Source organism: Vibrio sp. Vb1026 (genome assembly GCF_033338745.1).
Lineage (GTDB): Bacteria > Pseudomonadota > Gammaproteobacteria > Enterobacterales > Vibrionaceae > Vibrio > Vibrio alginolyticus.
Window position 1 is genome coordinate 1 of record NZ_JAWOTH010000110.1, and the last position, 1,308, is coordinate 1,308.

Consider the following 1,308-nt stretch of genomic DNA (forward strand, 5'->3'; position numbering starts at 1 on the left):
GCGAACGCCAGAAAGGCGATGGACAGAGAGCGGTAAGCTCCTAAAAACTTATCCGCAATAAATCCGCCAGCGATGGCAAACAATGGCCCAATGGCAGAAAAAGCGCCCACGATCATCATCGTATCGGCTTCGTTGTAATTTAGATCTTCTAGAAAAAAGCGAGTTAAGCTCACTAACACGCCATAAAATGATAAGCCAAACATCATTTGGCAGAACATCATAGATTTGTTTAGTTTATTCCACATAATTTTGTACTCACATTAGCGGAGAAAGATAGTGATTATTTCTGTTAAATGTTACTTAAACGAGATATTGAGTATTGAAATAATTGTCGCATAACTAACAAAAGACGCACTATATTTTCTAATGTGAAGTTTGTTATTTGCTTATCCGTTGTTCTAGATCAAGTTGATAAGTGTAGTTATAAAAACCAATTTATAAATTATTATCAAAACAAAATGCTGATAACGAATTTAACGTATTGAAAAATAAATGATGGAAAGCAGGCGAGTATTGATACAAGGAAGGGAAGAAATCGCACTGTTGATGCTAAGTGCCACCAACAATGCGATGTGTAAAGAAAGATGCAAATTATGCGTACTTATTATTCACATGGTGGTGCCATATGGATGATTGCCAAACCACCTAGAGATGTCTCGCGATATTTCTTATTCATGTCTTTACCAGTTTGGTACATGGTTTCGATAACTTTATCTAATGAAATAAGACATTTGCTAGTGCGTTTTAGTGCCATTCGTGATGCGTTAATCGCTTTTACTGCGCCCATCGCGTTGCGTTCAATACAAGGCACTTGAACCAGTCCCCCTATTGGGTCGCAGGTCATACCGAGAGAGTGTTCCATTGCAATTTCAGCTGCGATACCAATTTGCTCGTTGCTGCCTCCTCGCAAGGCGGTTAGGCCAGCCGCTGCCATAGAAGAGGAAACTCCCACCTCACCTTGACAGCCCACTTCCGCCCCAGAAATGGACGCGTTGGTTTTGTATAAAATACCAATCGCTCCAGCAACGGCGAGAAAGTCTTTTAATTGCTTAAGATCCAGCTCTTTGATGAATCGATGGTAGTACATCAATACTGCTGGGATAACGCCTGCGGCACCGTTAGTTGGTGATGTAACGACTTGCCCGCCTGCCGCGTTCTCTTCGCTGACCGCAAAGGCAAACAAGTTAATCCAGTCCATGATCTCCATTGGATCATTTTCTACTGCTGCATTCGCTTCTAGTTTTTTCAACAGATTCGGAGCTCGGCGAGTGACGTTCAAGCCCCCTTCAAGGATCCCTTCAGTATCGA

The 1,308-nt window shown here is 42.0% G+C and carries 1 protein-coding gene and 1 pseudogene; both read right to left on the reverse strand.

Going from position 1 to position 1,308, the window contains the following annotated elements:
* Positions 1-245: pseudogene (locus R7E47_RS24555) on the reverse strand (major facilitator superfamily transporter); the annotation flags it as partial.
* 359 nt (positions 246-604) lie between these two features.
* A partial coding sequence (locus tag R7E47_RS24560; protein WP_318085325.1) for an L-serine ammonia-lyase occupies positions 605-1,308 on the reverse strand: 704 nt, incomplete at its 5' end.